At 49.5% G+C, this 17,158-nt stretch carries 19 protein-coding genes; 8 read left to right on the top strand and 11 right to left on the bottom strand.

What is annotated here, in order from left to right; translation table 11 throughout:
* Positions 1-5: 5 nt before the first annotated feature.
* Both ACTTK6_RS00235 and ACTTK6_RS00230 read left to right on the top strand, forming a co-directional pair.
* The gene (locus tag ACTTK6_RS00235; RefSeq protein ID WP_462832297.1) at positions 6-875 is read left to right on the top strand and encodes an SMP-30/gluconolactonase/LRE family protein; all 870 of its coding nucleotides are present in this window, start codon (positions 6-8) and stop codon (positions 873-875) included.
* A 17-nt stretch (positions 876-892) separates the two neighbouring features.
* A complete protein-coding gene (locus ACTTK6_RS00230) occupies positions 893-1,957 on the top strand; it encodes a sulfite oxidase (protein WP_462832296.1) in 1,065 nt (354 codons plus the stop codon).
* Between the two features lie 47 nt (positions 1,958-2,004).
* Here the strand turns inward: ACTTK6_RS00230 and ACTTK6_RS00225 are convergent, their stop codons facing one another.
* Both ACTTK6_RS00225 and ACTTK6_RS00220 read right to left on the bottom strand, forming a co-directional pair.
* Positions 2,005-2,871 (bottom strand): SDR family oxidoreductase, encoded by an 867-nt coding sequence (locus tag ACTTK6_RS00225; RefSeq protein ID WP_462832295.1) that lies wholly within the window; start codon positions 2,869-2,871, stop codon positions 2,005-2,007.
* Between the two features lie 135 nt (positions 2,872-3,006).
* Positions 3,007-4,170, bottom strand: coding sequence for an acyl-CoA dehydrogenase family protein (locus ACTTK6_RS00220; RefSeq protein ID WP_462832294.1), 1,164 nt, complete (start codon positions 4,168-4,170; stop codon positions 3,007-3,009).
* Between the two features lie 395 nt (positions 4,171-4,565).
* Between ACTTK6_RS00220 and ACTTK6_RS00215 the strand changes: the two genes are divergently transcribed.
* From ACTTK6_RS00215 to ACTTK6_RS00205, 3 genes are all read left to right on the top strand, one after another.
* A complete protein-coding gene (locus ACTTK6_RS00215) occupies positions 4,566-6,098 on the top strand; it encodes a BCCT family transporter (RefSeq protein WP_462832293.1) in 1,533 nt (510 codons plus the stop codon).
* A 168-nt stretch (positions 6,099-6,266) separates the two neighbouring features.
* Positions 6,267-6,890, top strand: coding sequence for a cell wall hydrolase (locus ACTTK6_RS00210; protein ID WP_462832292.1), 624 nt, complete (start codon positions 6,267-6,269; stop codon positions 6,888-6,890).
* A 114-nt stretch (positions 6,891-7,004) separates the two neighbouring features.
* Positions 7,005-7,475: a GNAT family N-acetyltransferase gene (locus tag ACTTK6_RS00205; protein WP_462832291.1), complete on the top strand. Its 471-nt coding sequence runs from the start codon at positions 7,005-7,007 to the stop codon at positions 7,473-7,475.
* 156 nt (positions 7,476-7,631) lie between these two features.
* On the opposite strand, the gene ACTTK6_RS00200 is transcribed toward ACTTK6_RS00205, so the two are convergent.
* From ACTTK6_RS00200 to ACTTK6_RS00165, 8 genes are all read right to left on the bottom strand, one after another.
* Positions 7,632-9,041 carry an MBL fold metallo-hydrolase gene (locus ACTTK6_RS00200; protein ID WP_462832290.1) on the bottom strand — a complete coding sequence of 470 codons (1,410 nt, stop codon included), beginning with the start codon at positions 9,039-9,041 and terminating at the stop codon, positions 7,632-7,634.
* 31 nt (positions 9,042-9,072) lie between these two features.
* On the bottom strand, positions 9,073-9,387 hold the full coding sequence (locus ACTTK6_RS00195) for a rhodanese-like domain-containing protein (RefSeq protein WP_462832289.1): 315 nt from the start codon (positions 9,385-9,387) through the stop codon (positions 9,073-9,075).
* Between the two features lie 108 nt (positions 9,388-9,495).
* A complete protein-coding gene (locus tag ACTTK6_RS00190; protein ID WP_079474946.1) occupies positions 9,496-9,879 on the bottom strand; it encodes a DUF302 domain-containing protein in 384 nt (127 codons plus the stop codon).
* A 63-nt stretch (positions 9,880-9,942) separates the two neighbouring features.
* Positions 9,943-10,761, bottom strand: coding sequence for a sulfite exporter TauE/SafE family protein (locus ACTTK6_RS00185; RefSeq protein ID WP_462832288.1), 819 nt, complete (start codon positions 10,759-10,761; stop codon positions 9,943-9,945).
* A 27-nt stretch (positions 10,762-10,788) separates the two neighbouring features.
* Positions 10,789-11,016 (bottom strand): sulfurtransferase TusA family protein, encoded by a 228-nt coding sequence (locus ACTTK6_RS00180; protein ID WP_462832287.1) that lies wholly within the window; start codon positions 11,014-11,016, stop codon positions 10,789-10,791.
* A 124-nt stretch (positions 11,017-11,140) separates the two neighbouring features.
* Positions 11,141-11,620 carry a DsrE/DsrF/DrsH-like family protein gene (locus tag ACTTK6_RS00175; protein WP_462832286.1) on the bottom strand — a complete coding sequence of 160 codons (480 nt, stop codon included), beginning with the start codon at positions 11,618-11,620 and terminating at the stop codon, positions 11,141-11,143.
* A 263-nt stretch (positions 11,621-11,883) separates the two neighbouring features.
* Positions 11,884-12,084, bottom strand: a complete 201-nt coding sequence (locus ACTTK6_RS00170) for a hypothetical protein (RefSeq protein WP_079474950.1) — start codon at positions 12,082-12,084, stop codon at positions 11,884-11,886.
* Between the two features lie 105 nt (positions 12,085-12,189).
* Positions 12,190-13,641, bottom strand: coding sequence for an aldehyde dehydrogenase family protein (locus ACTTK6_RS00165; protein ID WP_462832285.1), 1,452 nt, complete (start codon positions 13,639-13,641; stop codon positions 12,190-12,192).
* 199 nt (positions 13,642-13,840) lie between these two features.
* On the opposite strand from ACTTK6_RS00165, the gene ACTTK6_RS00160 reads away from it, so the two are divergent.
* Together ACTTK6_RS00160 and ACTTK6_RS00155 are read left to right on the top strand one after the other, a co-directional pair.
* Entirely contained in the window at positions 13,841-14,794 is a 954-nt protein-coding gene (locus ACTTK6_RS00160) for a DMT family transporter (RefSeq protein ID WP_462832284.1), read from the top strand.
* A 43-nt stretch (positions 14,795-14,837) separates the two neighbouring features.
* Complete coding sequence (locus ACTTK6_RS00155) at positions 14,838-15,476, top strand: SDR family oxidoreductase (protein WP_462832283.1); 639 nt, start codon at positions 14,838-14,840, stop codon at positions 15,474-15,476.
* A 45-nt stretch (positions 15,477-15,521) separates the two neighbouring features.
* On the opposite strand, the gene ACTTK6_RS00150 is transcribed toward ACTTK6_RS00155, so the two are convergent.
* Positions 15,522-15,947: a pyridoxamine 5'-phosphate oxidase family protein gene (locus ACTTK6_RS00150; protein ID WP_079474954.1), complete on the bottom strand. Its 426-nt coding sequence runs from the start codon at positions 15,945-15,947 to the stop codon at positions 15,522-15,524.
* Positions 15,948-16,182: 235 nt separating this feature from the next.
* On the opposite strand from ACTTK6_RS00150, the gene ACTTK6_RS00145 reads away from it, so the two are divergent.
* Positions 16,183-17,103, top strand: coding sequence for a manganese catalase family protein (locus ACTTK6_RS00145; protein ID WP_342351580.1), 921 nt, complete (start codon positions 16,183-16,185; stop codon positions 17,101-17,103).
* Positions 17,104-17,158: the final 55 nt, after the last annotated feature.

Here is a 17,158-nt window from a genome sequence, read left to right as displayed (position 1 = left end):
ACAGGATGAGAGAGGCATCGCTTGTCATAGACCAGAAGGCAGAGCTTGGGGAGGGCCCGAGCTGGGATGCCCGGCGCGGCGTATTATACTGGGTGGACATTGACGGATTTAAATTAATGGAATATCATCCTTCGTCGGGGCGGCACTGCGAACGTAAGCTCGATCAGCACGTCTGTGCTGCTGTGCCGAGGGAAAAAGGAGGTATGATGCTTGCGTTAAGAGATGGTTTCTATACCTACGACCTCGTGTCCGGTGAAAAAGAGGCCCTCATAGACCCGGAAGAAGACAAGCCGGGCAATCGTTTTAATGACGGTAAATGTGATCCTCTGGGCCGTTTTTGGGCTGGAACTATGGCCGTAGAGCGTGGCACTGGAGAAGCGGCTTTGTACCGTTTGAATAAGGACATGAGTCTCGATACGATATTTGACAACGTCACAATTTCAAATGGACTGGCCTGGACGGAAGATGGAAGCATGATGTATTACATCGACACACCAACGAAGAAAGTCATGGCGTACGATTTAGATGCCGGCTCCGGAGAGATTACCGGCAAGCGAACAGCCATTACGTTCCAGGAAGGGTCCCCCGATGGTATGTGCATGGATCAGGAAGGCATGCTCTGGATCGCGTTGCACCGGCTTGGAAAGGTGGAGCGCTGGAACCCGCAGACGAGTGAACGCCTGGAAACAGTGACCGTTCCAGCCCAAAGGACTACCTCCTGCGTGTTTGGCGGGGAAGATTTGAAAGATCTGTACATTACGACAGCAAGAGGAGAATTGTCCGAGGAAGATCTTCGCAAAGAACCACATGCAGGCGGACTTTTTCACATCCGTACTGACGTGCCGGGCACGCCAACTTATACGTTCGGCGGATAACCCAGAAGGGAGAAATTATGTGCTCAAAAGCAACCCCGGAAGAACTGTATTTGAAAACATTAAGCCTGGAGCCGGAAAACCAGGAAACGCCAATTCCGTTTATAGGAATGGAGCACGTGCATCCTTCCTTGTTTTACCGGCGAAATCATTTCACATATCCGGAGGCACCAGCGGAGGGGATTACAGTCGACGGCCTGGTGGAGAGTCCGGGATTTTTTTCTCTCGCAGATATACATGCTCTGCCTTCGCGGACAGTAGAGACAGTACTTGAGTGTGCGGGTAATAAAAGAAGTTTATTTGAGCCTAAAGCCTTCGGCGAGCCGTGGGGCAAAGGTGCTGTTAGCCAGGGAAAATGGAAGGGAGTCCCGCTGAAAGTTTTTCTCGAAGCAGCCGGTTGGAATAAAGAAGCAGCCGTGGAAGTCATTACTGTAGCGGGAGATAAAGGGGAACGACCTGATAAGAAGGATATTTACGCCTATGCCCGGAGCCTTCCCGTAGAAAAAGCAGCCGACCCGGACACCATTATCGCCTATGAATACAACGGGCGCCCGCTTTCTTTTAAGCACGGAGCGCCGCTGCGGTTAATCGTGCCGGGGTGGTATGCAATGGCTTCCATGAAATGGATGGAGCGGATTACAGTGAGCAAAGATGCGTTCGACGGACCTTTTCAGTCAATTGATTATGTTTATTATCCGCACAAAAACAGCCGGAAGGACGCCTTTCCGGTAACTACGATGAATGTAAACAGCATTATCCAGTCACCGGCCGACATGGAAATTAAAAAAGAAGGAACGCAGGTAATAGAAGGCATTGCCTGGTCCGGAGAAGCTGTGATTGAGCAGGTAGAGGTAAGTACGGACGGCGGCCAGACGTGGGGGGAGGCACGGCTTGAGCATCAAAGTGGCACGGCTTACACGTGGACGAAGTGGACGTTCGAATGGCAGGAAGCTGAGGCGGGGGAATACACAGTAATGGCGAGAGCCTGTGACGCCCAGGGCCGCCAGCAGCCGATGCAGGCCTTCTGGAATCAAAAGGGCTACGGCTACAATGCAGTAGAAGAGATTCAGGTGAAGCTAAAATAAAAGACTTCGAATCCCAGGCCTGGGATTCGAAGTCTTTTTCGTATCTGTTAAGAAGAGGTATAGGCGCCGCCGTTAATATGAATTGTCTGCCCGGTCATATAGGAGGCTTCATCCGAAGCGAGCATCACGTAAGGCCATGCATGCTCCGACGGCTGGCCGGGACGGTTCATCAACGTGTCCTGCCCGAAATCCTCCACGCCGTCTTCTTGAAATGAAGAAGGGATGAGAGGTGTCCAAACAGGCCCTGGGGCTACGCTGTTCACCCGGATTCCTTTCGAAGCGAGACTCTGGGCAATGCTTCGCATAAATGCGGTGATTGCTCCTTTTGTAGCGGAATAATCCATAAGGATTGGATTGCCGCGGAAAGCGTTAATTGAAGAAGTGGAAATGATTGAGTCGCCTTCAGTCAAATAATCCATCGCTGCTTTGGTTAAATAAAACTGGGAGAAGAAATTGGTGCGGAATACGTCCTCAAATTCGTCAGACGGAATATCCTCAACATTTTCATGAACATGCTGGATAGCTGCGTTGTTAACTAAAATGTTTAATCCGCCAAACTCTTCTGCCGTCTGTTTCACGAGGTTGATACAGTGGGATTCCTCTTTGATATCTCCTGGAAGCAGCAGGCATTTGCCTCCCTCTGATTCAACCATGCGCTTTGTTTCTTCGGCGTCTTCATGTTCGTCCAAATAGGAAATAGCGACATTAGCTCCTTCTTTGGCATACAAAAGAGCTACGGAGCGGCCGATGCCGCTGTCGCCTCCGGTGATCAGGGCAGCTTTTCCTTTCAGCTTTCCGGTGCCCTGATAATCGGTGGGATGGGCCGGGAGCGGGTCCATTTTCGATTCAATACCGGGCTGTTTGTCCTGGCGCTGTCTTGGAGTGCTTCCGTTCTGCATATCTCTAGGATCCATGTGTAACATCCTTTCTCATATTGAAATCATGCGTACAGTGTTATTTATACCATTAGTATGCATATTGCAAACGTACAATGAATCAGGAAGCTGTATAGAATGTTATAAAAAAGAAACCACACTGGAGACTGTTTCTTAAACGGAAGGCGGTTGATACCCCAGAAGCCGGCCGGCGAGCTGGTCAATCACCATGTCATCCATCGGCGGGTTATGAAGCCCGGCCCGTATGTCACGGTAATGCCGCTGCAGCGGGTTGGAGGCGGAAAGGCTTCTGGCTCCTGCGACACGCATCGCAAGGTCCACCACCTCGACAGCTTCGTTTACAATGCTCGTCTTAACGGCTCCCAGTTCACCTTTCATCTGCTGTCTGGCCTCTGCATCGGACTCATCCCATTTTGAAGCCACAGAATGGAGAAAGTGCCTGCTTTGCAGCAGCTTAAGTTCTATCCGGCCGAGTTTTTCCCGGACGTTTGGAAGCTCCGATATAGTGCCGTTAATGCTATTCGGGGAGTACGACGCAGCAAAGCGGGCAGCTTCGTCGGCTGCTGTTTGTGCAATTCCCAGATAACAGGCTGGAATGTGCAGGAGCCATCCGGCTGCTGGTTTATTGCCTGGAACGATATACTGGGCCAGGTGGTTTTTTGACACCCGGACGTTTTCGAGCACAACGTCGTGGCTTCCGGTCGCGCGCATGGCGATCGAATCCCACGTGTCAACAATGGATATTCCCGCAGCTTCTTTAGGCACAACAAAGTAAGCCGTAGCTTCTTCTTTTGGAATATGGGCCGTTACGATATAATAATCGAGCACGGGGGACATGGTGGCGAATGTTTTTCGTCCGTTCAGCACCCATTCGCTGTTGCTGTATTCAGCGACAGTGCCGGGAGTGCCGCCGCGAGTCGGACTTCCGGTCGCAGCTTCTGTTGCGATGTTGTTCAATACGGCCCCGTTTTCAACAATATCACTCATGACGCGGCTGTACAGGCTTTCCTCCCAAGGCCGCGTTTCGTTTAAATTTTTAGTGATACCGACATGCCAACCAATAGCAAGCGATGTGGAGCCATCGTAGCGGGCAATGAGCTCCTGGGACTCCACGAGTTCCAGCAGGCCGGCATCTATGCCGCCATAAACAGAAGGAACCGTCAATGCCGGATAGCCAATGTTTTTCAGGGCATCAATGTTTTCGGTTGGAAAGGTGCCGTTTTGGTCATGTTCTTCCGTTCGTTCTGCGAACTCCCGGGCCGTGTCTTCGAGCTGCCGCAGCCGCTCAGCTTTTGTGGAAAATGTAGTTAACGTCATATTGTTTCCTCCAAAGTGATGGAATTTTATTTGAATAATGGACCGGACTTTTATACGCATATACATGAAATCATATTCCCTATGTGGAAGCAAAAAAACGGCTTGTGTAAGGAAAATAAAGGTTAATACAGCCTGGACTCAATTTTATACGTTCTGAAAAATGAAAAATAGTGTGAGAAAAGCTGTCAATAATTAGTTATTTCGTTGTAAATAGCAGTTAAAACGCGCTATAAATGGTGATAAGATTATATAGCGAGTTTACCCCGTATAAATCTAAAATATCGCGATTTACGGGAAAATCTATGCAATTAGTGTGTTTGTTATTTTTCGCTTAATTCTGCATAATGCAAAAGTTCCATAATTTTCAGCATACATAAATAGGAAGGGGTCCCATCGTGGATAATCAAAAACCAAGAGTAGGCTTTGTGTTTTACGGAGCTTTAGTAATACTACTTATTATGGCGGTTGTCGGAATGGCAGTCCCGGAATCGTTTTTTAACGCTACCTCCGCTGTACAGACCTTCGTGTCGAACCGGTTTGGATGGTATTATCTTTTAATTGTGTCAGCATTTGTGCTTTTATGTATTTATTTCATTTTCAGCCGGTATGGCAACATTCGGCTCGGCAAGCCGGATGATCGGCCGGAATACAGTTATCCGACCTGGTTTGCCATGCTGTTTAGCGCTGGCATGGGGGTTGGCCTTGTATTTTGGAGCGGGGCGGAAACGGTCTCGCACTACGCAACGAACGCTCCCGAAGCAGAAGTGGGGACAGATCAGGCGCTCGTTGATTCGATGCGCTACATGTTTTTGCACTGGGGTATACACCCATGGGCGATCTACGGTATTACAGCCATTTGTTTTGCTTATTTTACATTTCGGCGTGGAGCCCCGGGCATGGTAAGCTCGATGCTCAGCCCGATTATGAATGAAAAAGGCATAGGCGGGAAAGTGGTCGACATTATTGCCCTGGTGGCGACGGTCTCAGGTATCGCGACTACCCTTGGCATCGGAGCAGCCCAGGTTTCGGGCGGTATGTCCTATTTGTTTGATACACCCAACACCTACACGGTACAGCTGATTGTTATTATCGTTATTACCATTTTGTTTTTGGTATCAGCCTATACCGGCCTGAATAAGGGCATCAAATTTTTGAGTAACGCGAACATATACTTAACGATTCTCCTCTTTATCTTAATGCTTTTCGTCGGCCCGACATTATTCTCCATGAATTTGTTCACGAATACGATCGGGACGTATCTGCAGTCGCTTCCGAGCATGAGCTTCCGGATCGCTCCGACATCCGATAGTGCCAGGGAGTGGATTAATGCATGGACCATTTTCTACTGGGCCTGGTGGATTTCCTGGTCTCCATTTGTAGGGATATTTATCGCCCGTGTTTCAAAAGGGCGTACCCTGAAGGAGTTTACAATCGGTGTTATTTTAGTGCCGTCGATTGTCAGCTTCATCTGGTTCTCACTGTTTGGAGGCGCTACATTAAATGTTCAGAGCACCGGCATGGCGGACATTGCGTCACTGGCTGCGGAAGAAGCTATTTTCGGCGTGTTTGATAATTATGCGCTTAGTACCATATTGTCTGTTATTACGCTTCTGTTGATCGTTTCTTTCTTTATCACGTCGGCAGACTCCGCTACATTCGTGCTTGGTATGCAGACGTCCAACGGGGCATTAAATCCTTCAGCTGTCGTAAAACTCATCTGGGGGATTATGCTTTCTGCTACAGCGGCCGTACTGCTGTACTCGGGAGGAATAGATGCGCTGCAGAACGTCATGATCATCTCAGCCCTTCCATTTTCCATCGTCATGATCCTGATGGTGTATTCACTGTTTAAAGCACTGCGGGAAGAAAACGATATTGAAACAAAGGATAAGAGCAGAAATACCGATAAACCGGATAAAGCTTCCTAAAAAGACTGCAAGGACTTCCAATTATTTATTGGGAGTCCTTTCTATATGGTAAAATTTGGAACTGGTTAGTACCAGCGCTTAGTACCTTGTTATATACTTTTCATGAAAAGCAGGAATGTTGTTTAGAAAATTGAATTTTTTGGATACAATATGTGTGGAGGTGAAAAAGTGAAAAATAAATTATTATTCAGTACTATTTTTGCAATTATGGCTACAATCTTTATTTTCGCTTCACCAGGCACCACCAAGGCTTCCATGCTGGAAATGGAGGCACAGGGGCCGGAAGTAACGGCGCTTCAGCAGGAATTAATACAGATGGGCTACTTACATACGAATGCGACCGGCTACTACGGACCAGCGACCACCCAGGCAGTGCGGCAGTTTCAAAGTGATTTCGGCTTAATCGTGGACGGTGCGGCGGGAATGCAGACCGATCATCGCATGAACGAAGTAACGTCGGTGGCTAAGGCGGTGTACGGAGAAGCCCGGGGAGAGTCATTTGAAGGGCAGGTTGGCGTGGCAGCAGTTATTTTAAACCGTCTTGAATCTGCGGAGTTTCCCAATGAAGTAAATGGCGTCATCCAGCAGCAGAACGCTTTTACTGCAGTAGCTGACGGCCAGTACAACATGACGCCGGACCAGACAGCATACGAAGCGGTTAAGCAGGCTTGGAAGGGATACGATCCATCTTATGGGTCAATGTATTATTATAATCCAGAAGAAGTTACTTCTGACTGGATTTGGACCCGTACGCCGAATTTATCCATCGGCCAGCACGTGTTTGCAAGCTAAAAAGACAGGAAAGAATCTGCCAGAGTGCAGGTTCTTTTTTTGTCTGAAAAAAAGCCGGATGTGGTAAGATAAATGCTCATAAGCATCGAAAAAGAATCCGCCAGGAGGAAAAGTATGAAAGAAATAACAGAAGCAGGACCGGCAGAAGCGGCTCTGATTAATTCCATTATGTATGAAGCATTTTGGGAATATCGGAACGAACAGCCGCCATCCGGAGCCATTCAGGAAACGACAGAAGCAATTCAAGCTGAGCTGGAGCAGGGAGAGCGTGCTGCTGTCTGGTGGAAGGCCGGGAAAGCAGCAGCAATGATCCGCTTCCGGGCAGAAGATGAGTATATCTATTTTCACCGATTATCGGTTCGTCCTGCTTACCGGGGCAATAGAGCGGCCGCCGACCTTGTCGGCTGGGTAGAGGAAGCCGCAGCTGCAGAACAGTTCGAAGGCGTTTACTGTAAAGTGCGGGCGTCGACGCCGCAAAATGTGTTGATGTATCAGCGCATGGGGTACGAAACGGTGAGAGAATATACTGCAGAAAAAGAAGGGCTGCCGCCATTTGGCGTCGTTGTTATGGCTAAAAGACTATGATTATTCCGGGGATAACGGGGGAGGATCTAAAAGAAAAATCGCCCGAAGATAGGCGATTTTTTTATGACGCTGCGTCTTTCACTATAATTTTTTTCTCACAAATATAGGAATGAGCATCTGAGTTTTTAGCCCCCGGTGCTTTTTATATACAAACAATTAATCGGTTGCTTCAAGCTGTTCCTTTTTCCATTTCATGAAGCCGCCCTCCACGTTGATCACGTCAAAGCCGTGATTTTGGAGAATGCTGGCCGCAATCGCGGAGCGTTTTCCCGAGGCGCAGTGGACGGCCACCGGCTGCTCCGTGGAAAGTTCATCGGTACGGTTTGGCAGCTGTTGGAGGGAGACATGCACCGCGTCCGGCACGTGCGACTGGTCCCATTCGTCCTGGTAGCGGACATCGAGAATCTGCACGTCGTTGTGGCGACGGCGTTGCTCTACCTGTTTCGGGGTTTCCCGGGCATACGTGCGCAGGTTCGACGTGCTGGCCACCACCGACGTGGCATAGAAGCCTTTCAGGCGGTCCATGCCCATGCCGGTGAGAATCCGGCGCAGTTCATTGTATTGGAACGGCTCGGCGATCAGGTAAATATCCGCTTCATAGTCAGCGAGCCGGCCCATCCATTCGGCAAAAGCGCCCGGATACGGCAGGTTAATGGTGCCTGGAATGCTGCCGAGCGCGAACGCGGCCGCACTGCGGGTGTCGACGACCATCGTGTGGGACTGTTCCGCCAGTTGGGCAACCTCGTCTCCGGTGCCCTGCATTTCCACGGCAGCCGGAACGTCGGCGACCGGGGTCACGGCCTGCTTGTTTACTTCTTTCATTTTGGCAAAGTACGCTGGCGGCTCGCTCTGGCCGTCGAGAAGAAAGTCCACGAAGGCCTGCTCCCCGGTCGGCTGAAATGCGGGGTTGTACATCCGCTCGTAGCCGACAGTACTTGTCGGCACGGCGCCGAGCGCTTTGCCGCAGGCGCTTCCGGCGCCGTGGCCCGGCCAGATCTGCATATAATCATCGTATTCCTTGAACTGCTGGAGGGACTCAAACATCTGCCGGGCGCCTTGATCCGCGGCATCCTTCACGCCGACGGATTTTTCAAGCAGGTCCGGACGGCCGACATCGCCGACGAAGACGAAGTCACCGGTGAACACCCCCATCGGATGGTCGGCCGCGGCACCGTCGGTGAGCTCATAGGAGATATGCTCCGGGGTATGACCCGGCGTGTGCAGCGCTCTCAGCTTGACGTTGCCAATATAAATGGCTTCACCATGCGTCACGCCGTGCAGCGGCAGGTTCTGGGCCCATTCATAGCCGCCGTTGTCAGCACCTTCGGTGGAATAATAGATGGTGGCGCCGGTCCGGCGGGCAAGCTCGGTCACCCCGGAGACAAAATCCGCATGAATATGGGTCTCGAACGCTCCGGTAATACGGAAGCCCTGTTCGCGGGCGATCTGCAGATAGTCTTCGATATTACGGGATGGATCGATCACGGCTGCTTCGCCAGTAGCCTGGCAGCCAATCATATAGGAAGCTTGGGCTAACAACGTGTCATAAAAATATTTCAAATACATGAATGATCGCTCCTTCAAATTAGAATAGATGCTACTCAGTCTTGCCGGTCCATGCGTTCATGCCGCCGGCCATGCTGCGGACGGTAAAGCCCTGGTCCTGCAGCGCTTCCGCCGCCCGGGCGCTGCGTTTGCCGGAGCGGCATACGGTCACATAGGACTGCTTAGGATCGAGTTCGTTCATTCGCACAGAGATATCTCCCACAGGGATATGAACCGACTCGGGAATGCGTCCTTCGTCGAGTTCTTCGTCCTCGCGGACATCAATGACCTGGACGCCACTGTTATTTTCGAGTTCCTGCTGAACGTCTGCCGGCTGGACTTCTTCGATGCGCTTGTCTTCTGCCATGATAGTCACCTCATTATTGTTAGATCTTATTCTCTATAATTTTTGCAGCTATTTTCTCTGATTGTCTACCTACTACCTACGGGGTAGGGTATCAAAGGGAGAAAAGTGTTAAACGGTCTGATCGATGCCTTGGATTAAGCGGCGTTCAATATCTTCCGCAGTCGCGGTTAGTTCGGGTTCTTCGGCCAAGCCCATTAACACGGACGGGCGGGGCATGCTGATATACGTAGTTTCTGCTTCTTCGTACACGGTGATCTTACAAGGTAAAAAGTCACCCGCCAGTTTATTTTTATTTAAAATCTGTTCGGCTTCTTTCGGGTTGCATACTTCAAGCACCCGGTGCTGGTCCGGAAAGTCGATGCCCTTTTCCTGCAATTTACCGTGCAGGTCCAAATGCCAGAGCACGCCAAAATCAATGGCTTTCAGGTTGGCTTCGAGATCCTCGACAGTATGGCTGACCGATTTTGATGTAGCTACGGTGTAATGAAACATGAAAAGACCTCCTTTTTGCTTTCTACTTGTTGCTATGCCCGGGGGTGTATAGACTGAAACACGTTATCCGGTAACGATCTGGAGCCATATCTGAATGGCGGTTCCTAGAATGACGACCGCCAGGATGCTCTGCAGCAGCTTGGTGTTGACCTTCTGGCCGGCTTTAGCTCCGAGTGGTGCTGCGATCAGGCTGGCTATAATCATGATCAGGGCCGGGCCGTACAGCACCTGGCCGGTCGCCACCTTGCCCACCGTAGCTCCGATGGATGATATCAGGGTCACGGCGAGCGAAGTCGCGATCGTCATCCGGGTCGGAATTTTTAACACGACGAGCATGAGAGGCACCAGAATAAACGCGCCGGCGGCTCCGACAATGCCTGACCCAATCCCGACCACGAAGGACAAGCCAGCGGCGAGCGGCTTATAAAACGTCACCCGGGTAAGATCCTGGTCGTCGAGGCCTTTTTTCGGCACAAACATCATCACGACGGCGATGGTTGCAAGCAGGGCATACACCATGTTGACGCCCGCTTCGCTGAAAAAATTCGAGGCATAGGCGCCGATAAAGCTGCCGATCAGAATGCTTGTGCCCATGTACAGAATCAGCTGGCCGTTCAGATAGCCGCCTCTGCGGTAGGCCCAGACCCCGCCGATAGTGGCGAAAAAGACCTGAACGGCACTGATGCCGGACACTTCATGCGCGGAAAAGGCGGCGACACCGAGCAGCGGAGGAACGTATAACAGCATGGGGTATTTGATGATCGAGCCGCCGATCCCGACCATGCCGGACACAAAGGAACCGGCAAACCCCAGCAGGAAAATCACGACGATCAATAGTAGTGTCAACGGAAAAACCTCCCTGGCAGTGGCAGGGAAGCACATCCATGACTTCCCCGGGTGCCGATATGGTTAGCCTTTTTGAATCCAGAATGTGTAGACGCCATTGTCTTCCGTGTGATCGAGCAGTTCGTGGCCACCAGCCTTGGTCCAGGCCGTGACGTCACTCTGCGCGCCTTTATCGGTCGCGTGCAGTTCAAGCACCTCGCCGCTTTCCATGTCTTTAATGGCTTTTTTGGTTTTCAGGATCGGCTGCGGGCAGGCAAGCCCTTTGGCATCAATCGTGGTGTTTGGTTCCATCAAATATCTCTCCTTTAAATTAATGTTGATCATTCGTTTATCTCTCCTTTAAATTAATGTTGATCATTCGTTTTAATCCACATTCGTCTACGTTCTGCTCTTTAGGTCTTTCAGTAAAGGCCCCTTAAATAAACAGGTTCACGTTTCCCTCGGAAGCTTCGCCCAGATAGGCTGCAACGCCGGCGTATTCAATATCATCGCGCAATTCTTTTTCATCCAGACCAAGCAGATCCATGGTCATGGTACAGCCAATTAGCCGTACGTCCTGTTCCCGGGCCATATCGATCAGCTCCGGCAGCGGCACAGCGTTGTGTTTTTTCATCACTTTTTTGATCAGTTTTGGTCCGAGACCGAGAAAATTCATGTTGGAAAGCCCCATGCGGTCGGCGCCTCGGGGCATCATTTTAGCGAACATCGCTTCAAGTTTTCCTTTGGCCACGCTTTGCTTTTCCGGTTTGCGGAGAGCATTCAACCCCCAGAAGGTATGGAAAATGGTTACTTCGTGATCATACGCGGCTGCGCCGTTGGCGATAATGTACGCTGCCATGGCTTTGTCGTAATCGCCGCTGAATAATACAATGGTCGTTTTTTTGGCTTCTGTCATTCAATCACTCCATTAATAAATACTATTACGGGTATGGGTATTTTAAAGGTTTAAAAATTTTTCCGGCTGTTTACCAGTGTTCATTTTTTAATCTTAATTACCCTAAGGGGTATATAAGAAATATAAAATAAACAGGGGGAAGTGTCAATATATTTTGCTTAAAACATTAACTGAAAGTCGAAATTCGTAAAAAATAGCAAAAGAGGGACTGTCCTGGAGAAGGACAGTCCCTGCTTTGCTGATATTTAAAGCAAACTTTTCGTTTAGATAGCCGCGCGTTCGACTTCTCCCTTGCGGAGAATAACGCGGGGATAAGGAAATTCCTCTTCCTGGCCGGCGAACGGGTAATGGACATATTCCACACAAATTGTGCGTTCATATTCTGCGATCACCCGGCACTCTTTTCCATCAAAATACAAAAGTTCATCTTTATCGAATATTTTTACGTCTTTTTCTTGTTCCACTTCCAAACCTCCTTGCCCCTCTCTTTATAGAGTACCTAATTTTGAGACACCCCGCAAGGTAATAAAAGGAAACAGAACAATTTCAGCTGCATATTTACAGATGTGTTATAGCGGATAAGGACGGTCCTGAGCTTGTACACTGATCCACTGCTCGGTCGTAAATTCGTCTAATACCCATTCGCCGTTAAAGCGTCCAATACCGGACTGCTTCTCGCCGCCAAATGGCAGGTGAGCCTCATCGTTTACAGACTGGTCGTTTACATGGACCATGCCGGAATTAATACGGCGCGCTGCCTGCATGCCCCGGTAACGATCCTGAGTGAAGACTGATCCGCTCAAGCCGTAAGGAGAATCGTTGGCAATCCGGATAGCTTCATCCTCGCTCGAGGCCCGAATTAATGTTGCAACAGGGCCGAAAACTTCATCTTTTGCTGCCGGCATGTCGTTAGTTACCTCAGAAAGAACAACTGGCGGTATAACCTGGCCGTTGATTTCAAACTCTGTCTGAAGCTTACCTCCGGCGTCGATCGTGCCCTGTACCAGCTTTTCTATATTTTTGACCTGTTCTTCATTAATGATCGGGCCGACGATTACATTTTCATCCGAAGGGTCGCCAGCTTTTAACGTTTTCGCCACGCGGGTAAATTCTTCGACAAATTCATCGTAAATGTCATTATGAACAATTACGCGGTTCAATGCGAGGCAAATTTGTCCCTGGTGAAGGAATGAACCGAACACCGCTGCTTTGGCAGCTTTCTTCACCTCAGCGTCCGGAAGAACGACCATGGCATTGTTACCCCCAAGCTCAAGGGCAGTTTCTTTTAAGTTCTGCGCTGCGAGTTCAGCAATGTGTGTGCCGACTTCGGTGGAACCGGTGAATGATAACAGCGCCGGTACTTCATGAGTAACGAACGCATCGCCAATTTCAGAGCCGCGTCCGGCGGTAACGTGGAGCACGCCTGCCGGGAATCCGGCTTCTTCAAATAATGCTGCAATCAGCAGGCCGGATGTAACTGGTGTGTCGGAAGCCGGTTTAACCACCACGGTATTGCCTGTTGCCACTGCCGGCGCAATTGTTCTCATTGCAAGGTGGAACGGGAAGTTCCAAGGGCCGATGACGCCGATAACTCCTTTGCCCGAACGGAAGGTATAGTTTTCTTTCCCGGGCGTATTCGAAGGAGCAGTCGAGCCGTGGACACGGTTAGGAAATGAAGTGGATTCGAAAACAATGTTGGAAGCTGTATTGAATTCAGTTTCCGCTTTCAGCCTGCTGCTTCCGGATTCTTTAATCAGCCACTCTACAATGGTTTCCTTCTGGTTCTGCATTACATCATAAAGCCGGTGGAGATACTGCTGCTTTTCGGAAGGGCTGTGGGCGTCCCACGTTTTCTGATAATCACTGGCCGAGTGATAAGCTCGGTCAAGATCATTAGCGTCTGCAGAAGCTATTGTTCCGAGTGAATCGCCATTATAAGGGTTGGTATTTTCGATTGTTTTACTGGATGAGCCGCTCACCCAGGAGCCGTTAATATACTGCTTTGTAAAATCGGTATGCATAGCAACCATCCTTTCATAATTGCCGGATAGGATCCGACAGCAATGTATAATATACCTCATGATGTATTTTTTCAAACATTTAAGATCAGGAAAGATCAATACTATTTGAGAATAATTTAAAATATATAGAAAGCCGGTGTGGAAATTTGAGATGATAGCGTAGCTAGAGGAAAAAGATTTACACAAAGGGGGAGGAGCAATGAAACCATCCACTGCTTATCTATTTGCCGTCGCCGGCGCCTCGTTTTGGGGGTTTACAGGATTGTTCGTACAGAATATGTACCGGTACAATATCGAACCCGGCCAGGTAGTGGCGCTTCGCATGGCCGGGTCGGCCCTGATTCTATTTTTGGCTGTGGCCCTGGTCCGGCCGTATCTTTTGAAGGTCCGGTGGTATGATCTGCCGCATTTTATCGGGCTCGGCGTCGGAAGCATAGCTCTCTTCAACTGGTGTTATTTCACTGTCATGGATGAAGCCTCACTTTCCATTGCGGTCGTCCTTCTTTACACAAGCCCCGTGTTTGTAGCACTCATATCGCGGTTTGTATTTAAAGAAAAAATCACAATAAATAAGCTGGCAGCCATTGGGCTTACGATTGCCGGCTGTGTACTGGTGGCCGGGCTTTTTCCCGGCGGAGCCGGTGGGCTTTCGCTGGCGGCCCTTATGATTGGCCTGCTCTCCGGCTTGTGCTGCGGCCTGTACAGTATTCTCGGCAAATTTGTGACGCCGAAATACCACTCCATTACGATTACTGCCTACACGATGCTTGCAGGCGGCCTCGTGATGGTTCCTTTCAGCGGCCTGCTGGCAAATGAAGAAGCCATTCAGGAGCCGATGATGTGGGTGTATGGGTTAGGAGGTATACTGCTTTCTACTATTGCTGCATATATATTATTTACCATCGGGTTGAAATATATTGAATCGGGCAAGGCAGCGATTTTGTCCACCGTGGAGCCGATGGTGGCTATTGTGATTGGCGTCGTCGCCTTCGGGGACAAGCTAAGCGGCTGGCAGGGAATCGGAATTGTTCTCATTTTCTCGGCGGTTGTTCTTTCCATTTATTCAAGACCGGGAAAATTCCGGAAAAAGGGTGGAAGCAGGCAGAAAAAACTACAAAACGAGTGGGAGAAGAAGCCTGGCGAAGACGTTTAAACTGCATATAGCAGGGAACAATTGTAAAAAAGGAGGCAATAACATGGATGTACTGGTTATAGGGGCGAATGGGCATACGGGGAGACTCTTGGTAGAACAGCTTGCAGCTCATCCGGAGCACACTCCGCACGCCATGATACGCGAAGTTTCCCAGGCCGATGAGCTGAAAAAGATGGGAGCGGCATCCACGATTCTTGCAGACCTTGAAGAAAATACGGCGACCGCTTTAAAAGGAATGGACGCTGTAATGTTTGCCGCTGGTTCTGGTTCCTCCACCGGACCGGAAAAAACAGTCAGCGTGGACCAGCAGGGAGCGAAGAAAACAATTGATGCAGCAAGGGTACAGGATGTGAAGCATTACGTTATGCTGAGCGGTATCGGCGTCGACGACCCTCAGGAACCTATTAAACATTACGCGGAAGCAAAATTGAATGCAGATAAGCATTTGCAGAGCAGCGGGATTCCCTACACAATTGTGCGTCCGGGAAGGCTTACGTTTGAAAAAGGTACAGGGAAAGTAGAACTTGCAGAAAAACTTTCTAATCCTGAAGAAAGAGACATTTCCAGAGAAGACGTGGCCCGCACGATGATTGCAGCCCTCGACATTGAAAACGCCCGGGGGAAAACAGTCGAGCTGCTTGCAGGAGATTTGGATATCCAGGAGGCCTGGAAAAATTCATAAAATTAGCCCCCGCCGGAAAATGTTTCGGCGGGGGCTGTCTTTTGCTTAAGAAAAGTCGATTTCTTCCGGAGTGTCTCCTTTAGAGTTCATCAGGCGGATGGAATCCGGCTGAATTTCGAGGACAATGTATTCCGGGTTGTCCGGAGAGCCGAGCCAGGATTGCACGCTGTCAGTCCAGACTTTTTCCTTCGTCTCCTGGTCATGGCGGATCACGGCTTTTCCAGAGATTTCGACAAAGGCATCTCCGTAACCTTCGCCGTCGTACCCGAGCAGAATATGCACGTTGGAATTTTTTTCGATTTCTTCTGCCTTATGGGTTTGACTGCTCGTCGGTGTCAGAAGGGTAAAATTTTCATTGTAGAATGTCATGTAACGGGAATGGGGTTTATTGCCCTCAATTGTCGCAAGTACGCCCACTTTGTTGTTGTCGATAATGTCAAATGCGTGTCTCTGTGCTTCGTTTTTATCCATGGGTAATCCTTCCTTTCGTAATGAAACTAGTTATCATTATTCCTGTCCCCCTGTACTTTTAAACATGAGTGCAAAGCCGTAAAAACAGGGGTTTTCATAATTGATACAAATTTTATAAAAAGAATGAATATTGTTAATATATCAAATTTTAGTGTTTGCTTAAAAGGAAGAACGGAAATAGGTAAGTGTATTTTGCTGGCGAAATACGAATTTAAACCTAATAGGAGGAATCATTGTGTTTAAGAGAATTGACAAACTGCAAATCGACCTCCCGACGCCCAGTAACCCAGACGCTAACTCAGCCAACGTCGTACAGGAGCTTTTAGGTGGAAAATTCGGTGAAATGTCAACGCTCAACAACTATTTATTCCAGTCGTTTAATTTCCGCAGCAAAAAACAGCTACGCCCATTTTATGATCTAGTCGCAAGCATCACAGCCGAAGAACTTGGACACGTAGAGCTGGTTGCCAATACAATAAATTTATGTCTGCAGGGGTCGACAAACCAAAGCGGCCAGGATCCGGCCAATCCGGACAGTACCCCGCTTAGTGAAGCTATGGATTCAAGGAATCCGCAAAGCTTTATTTTTGCCGGCCAGAATTCAGTGCCGAAAGATTCGATGGGGGCGCCGTGGACAGGGGATAACGTCTTTACAAGCGGTAACCTCGTCAACGATCTGCTTCACAATTTCTATCTCGAGTGCGGGGCCAGAACGCACAAGATGCGGGTATATCAAATGACTGACAACGAAACTGCCCGTGAACTATGCGGCTATCTGCTTGTGCGCGGCGGCGTGCACGTGGTGGCTTACGCCAAAGCACTGGAGAAATTAACAGGTGTGGACGTAACGAAAATGCTCCCAGTGCCGGACCTTGATAACAGTAAATATGACCACGCCCACAAATACGAAGCAAAGGGAGCGCACCGTAAGCTCTATCGTTTCAGTGATAATGATTACACAATGCTTGACCGGATCTGGAACGGGCCGTCCCCGGTTGGGCCGCCAGGCGAACTCGAGGTAGTTAGCGACATGCCAACGCCGGAAGGCGGGGAAATTCCGAACCTCGACCACATTCCGGAAGAATTTGCGCCGGGATTTGACGAGCAGCAGTTCCGGGAAATGTCGAAAAAATTGAACTACGAAGCAGGACTTTAAATATTAGTACCCGAAGCAGGAAAGCACCGCCGGCTGGCGGTGCTTTTGGTTTGAA

Source organism: Marinococcus salis, from assembly GCF_054971365.1.
This window is presented reverse-complemented; position numbering and strand designations above follow the sequence as displayed.

What these genes read in the sequence shown, in the direction of transcription:
- ACTTK6_RS00200 (WP_462832290.1), bottom strand. Translation starts at nt 9,041, where the DNA reads ATGTATTTGAAATATTTTTATGACACGTTGTTAGCCCAAGCTTCCTAT.
- ACTTK6_RS00225 (WP_462832295.1), bottom strand. Translation starts at nt 2,871, where the DNA reads ATGGATCCTAGAGATATGCAGAACGGAAGCACTCCAAGACAGCGCCAG.
- ACTTK6_RS00165 (WP_462832285.1), bottom strand. Translation starts at nt 13,641, where the DNA reads ATGCATACCGATTTTACAAAGCAGTATATTAACGGCTCCTGGGTGAGC.
- ACTTK6_RS00180 (WP_462832287.1), bottom strand. Translation starts at nt 11,016, where the DNA reads ATGGAACCAAACACCACGATTGATGCCAAAGGGCTTGCCTGCCCGCAG.
- ACTTK6_RS00150 (WP_079474954.1), bottom strand. Translation starts at nt 15,947, where the DNA reads ATGGATAAAAACGAAGCACAGAGACACGCATTTGACATTATCGACAAC.
- ACTTK6_RS00195 (WP_462832289.1), bottom strand. Translation starts at nt 9,387, where the DNA reads ATGGCAGAAGACAAGCGCATCGAAGAAGTCCAGCCGGCAGACGTTCAG.
- ACTTK6_RS00155 (WP_462832283.1), top strand. Translation starts at nt 14,838, where the DNA reads ATGGATGTACTGGTTATAGGGGCGAATGGGCATACGGGGAGACTCTTG.
- ACTTK6_RS00190 (WP_079474946.1), bottom strand. Translation starts at nt 9,879, where the DNA reads ATGTTTCATTACACCGTAGCTACATCAAAATCGGTCAGCCATACTGTC.
- ACTTK6_RS00220 (WP_462832294.1), bottom strand. Translation starts at nt 4,170, where the DNA reads ATGACGTTAACTACATTTTCCACAAAAGCTGAGCGGCTGCGGCAGCTC.
- ACTTK6_RS00160 (WP_462832284.1), top strand. Translation starts at nt 13,841, where the DNA reads ATGAAACCATCCACTGCTTATCTATTTGCCGTCGCCGGCGCCTCGTTT.
- ACTTK6_RS00235 (WP_462832297.1), top strand. Translation starts at nt 6, where the DNA reads ATGAGAGAGGCATCGCTTGTCATAGACCAGAAGGCAGAGCTTGGGGAG.
- ACTTK6_RS00205 (WP_462832291.1), top strand. Translation starts at nt 7,005, where the DNA reads ATGAAAGAAATAACAGAAGCAGGACCGGCAGAAGCGGCTCTGATTAAT.
- ACTTK6_RS00230 (WP_462832296.1), top strand. Translation starts at nt 893, where the DNA reads ATGTGCTCAAAAGCAACCCCGGAAGAACTGTATTTGAAAACATTAAGC.
- ACTTK6_RS00175 (WP_462832286.1), bottom strand. Translation starts at nt 11,620, where the DNA reads ATGACAGAAGCCAAAAAAACGACCATTGTATTATTCAGCGGCGATTAC.
- ACTTK6_RS00185 (WP_462832288.1), bottom strand. Translation starts at nt 10,761, where the DNA reads ATGTGCTTCCCTGCCACTGCCAGGGAGGTTTTTCCGTTGACACTACTA.